This is a genomic window from Thioalkalivibrio sp. ALE19 (assembly GCF_000428605.1).
Lineage (GTDB): Bacteria > Pseudomonadota > Gammaproteobacteria > Ectothiorhodospirales > Ectothiorhodospiraceae > Thioalkalivibrio.
The window spans coordinates 1-2,731 of record NZ_AUAG01000057.1 but is presented as its reverse complement, the minus strand read 5'-3'; the positions used below and the strand labels follow the sequence as shown (position 1 = coordinate 2,731).

4 protein-coding genes are annotated in these 2,731 nt (G+C 62.7%); 3 read left to right on the top strand and 1 reads right to left on the bottom strand.

Features of this window, described 5'->3' with window-relative positions; genetic code table 11:
* From F787_RS0113915 to F787_RS0113905, 3 genes are all read left to right on the top strand, one after another.
* A partial coding sequence (locus F787_RS0113915) for a hypothetical protein (RefSeq protein WP_196801939.1) occupies nt 1-248 on the top strand: 248 nt, incomplete at its 5' end.
* 250 nt (nt 249-498) lie between these two features.
* On the top strand, nt 499-705 hold the full coding sequence (locus F787_RS0113910; protein ID WP_018869243.1) for an AbrB/MazE/SpoVT family DNA-binding domain-containing protein: 207 nt from the start codon (nt 499-501) through the stop codon (nt 703-705).
* The gene (locus F787_RS0113905; RefSeq protein ID WP_028492573.1) at nt 702-1,082 is read left to right on the top strand and encodes a type II toxin-antitoxin system VapC family toxin; all 381 of its coding nucleotides are present in this window, start codon (nt 702-704) and stop codon (nt 1,080-1,082) included. The genes F787_RS0113910 and F787_RS0113905 overlap by 4 nt, the downstream gene beginning before the upstream one ends.
* Before the next feature lie 418 nt (nt 1,083-1,500).
* Here F787_RS0113905 and F787_RS15840 read toward each other — a convergent pair whose 3' ends face one another.
* Nucleotides 1,501-2,199 carry a DUF3800 domain-containing protein gene (locus F787_RS15840; protein ID WP_028492572.1) on the bottom strand — a complete coding sequence of 233 codons (699 nt, stop codon included), beginning with the start codon at nt 2,197-2,199 and terminating at the stop codon, nt 1,501-1,503.
* Nucleotides 2,200-2,731 lie beyond the last annotated feature (532 nt).

Sequence of the window (2,731 nt, the reverse complement as noted above, 5' to 3'; positions counted from 1 at the left end):
CGCCGTTCAACGACCTTCAGGACTTGCACGAGGTACACGACATGCTGGCCGAACGGATCAAGCACTGGCCCGACCGGTGGATCGAGGAAGGGCGCGAGGAGGGACGCCAGGAAGGGCGCCAGGAAGGACGTCGCGAAGCCGCGCGCAATCTGATCCGGTCTACCGAGATGGATGACCGCACGATTGCCGAAATCGTTGGGTTGTCAGTCGAGGAGGTGACCCGGATACGGGAAAATCCTCCGCAGTGACCCGCCCCAGTTCGGATTATCCGGCCTGGATCGATGCCGGACCGATATCGGTGCCTTGATCGTCGGGATCCTGGACGCGGACAGGCTCGAGTCCCTGCTGGGGCCACCGGGGGCTGACACCTGAGCATGGACGGGGAGATCGGCCAGAGGGCTGGCCTCCAACGGGGGGGGGGGTACGCGAACCTTCGCCCATCTTCGGGATCGATGATACATTGGTAAAACGGAATAACGATCGATCAGGGTGCTGAAAATGGAAGCCCTCACCATCTCTCCGAAATATCAGGTCGTCATCCCCAGGGCGGTACGCGAGGCGCTGCATCTTCGTGCAGGCCAGAAGGTGCAGATTATTGCGTACGACGACCGTATCGAACTGATTCCCGAGCGGCGTATGAGCGAGATGCGGGGGTTCCTCAAGGGCATTGACCCTGATGTCCCGCGCGAGGGAGATCGCGTGTGAACGTGGTCGATTCGTCCGCGTGGCTGGAATACTTTGCCGACGGTCCCAATGCCGAAGCTTTTGCAGACGCCATCGAGACCACGCGAGAACTGATCGTCCCAACGATCAGCCTCTACGAAGTCTTCAAACGGGTACTCCAGCAACGAGGCGAGGCGGCAGCCTTGCAGGCAGCCGCATTGATGCAGCAGGGCGAACTCGTCGAACTCACGGGGCCTTTGGCCCTGTCCGCCGCCAGTCTCGGCAACCAGCATGGTCTCCCGCTCGCCGACAGCATCATCTACGCCACCGCGCGCGCCCATCAGGCCGACCTCTGGACCCAGGACGCCGATTTCGACGGGCTTCCGGCTGTTCACTACATCCCGAAGGCTTCCACGTAGGTGTGCAACCCCCTGTGCGACGCAGCACCGGGGGCAACCCAATCGGCCGTGACAAGCGCTCACCCACCAACAGGGGCTCCATCAGGGCAATGCGTTCACCTCGATCAATGACTGCGCTCATGGCCGGTTGGATGTCCTTTCACGCCATTTGCATGAGCCCCATCATATCCGCAGTTTAATCTCAGAATGGCGTCCGCATCGGGCATGCCATGACCGGACGGATGGCCGGATCCGTGGCCGGTTTGTGCTCGCCCGGGTCGAGGAAGTCGCGCCCCGCCGGTCAGTATCGCAGAGCAGCCCGGAAGCACGCCCCTGCGCGACGCAGCGCCGGGGACACCCCGATCGGCCAGAGGGCTCGCCTCCTGCGGGCCGGGGTTACCTTGTGGGAGCGCAGCCCCCTGCGCGATCCAGCGCGCGGTCAATCACGCACGTAATACCCGTGTCGCGTCGGTCCCTGCGAATCGAAACAGTGCGAAATTCGGTTGAACAGCGCGCTGTCCCCGCGTTCGTGATGCCGATAGATCGCATGGGCCACCAGATCCGCCAGCTGGATCAAACGCGACGCTCTCGAATCAAGGAACACCGGGACTTCGGCGTAGTTGTACGTCTTTCCCCAGGCGTGTCCGTAGTGCTTGAAATCTCGCGCCAGAGACTGAATCCGCTGCTCGGTAGAGGATTTATCCAGAAGGATCAGGCCCCGCTGAGGATCGCCGTGCCGGGCGTAACAGCGCTTCAGGAACAGATCGAACCGGCTGCAAAGTTGCTCGAAAAGGTGTTCCACCGGATCTTCGCCCGGAATCCCCGTCTTGCGCACGGCTCCGCCAAACAGGCGAACGCCCTGAGGGTGATGCCTCACCACAACATCCAGTGCATCCTCCATGGCCTGCGTCCGATCTTCCCGAGAGACCCTGCGCCAGGCATTCTTGCCGCTGCGCATGGGAGAGCCATGGAGCTCGACACCGTGAGGATTTTGTGGATCGAAGCGGGCCGCGATCGCGTTAAGCTCGTCCTCGAGGAAATGGGCCTTGCGCTCGAAGACACTCACGCCGGCCAGAACGAAGAAATCCTCGGCCGAATTCGCGACGCTCCCTGACTCATCCAGGTAAAGGAGATGCATGGCTTCCCTGCCCGCTTACAAAAAGGCCGCCCTGATGGCGGCCATTCAGACATTTTTGAGGGAGCCGAGGGAGTAACGGAACTCCAAACATTGCAGGATAAGGCAACGCTACCCGACTCGCATAATGGATGCTGCGACCGGATCGTCCCAATGTCAAGAGCCGGACACGGGAACGAGCGAGGAGTGCGAGCCTCAACGCGATGCGGCATCGCAGGATACCCCAATCGGCCACAGGGCTGGCCTCCTACGGGCCGGGGTTACCTTGTGGGAGCGCAGCCCCCTGCGCGATGCGGCGCGATTTTGGGCGGGTGCGGCGGGGTCGTATACTCGCCGGACGTGTACGCAACCAGCGGTGCCGCATGCCCCCCAGCAATATCGTCGAAGGCCCTCGCGTAGCCACCTGGCATTGCCCCTCCTGCCGCGAATCGGTGCCGCGACTGCTGCCCAACGGCAGCGCCAACCGCGTGACCCTGCCGCCCGAACGCACCATGCTGCCGGATGACGACATCCGCGCGGCCTGCGAACGGGTACA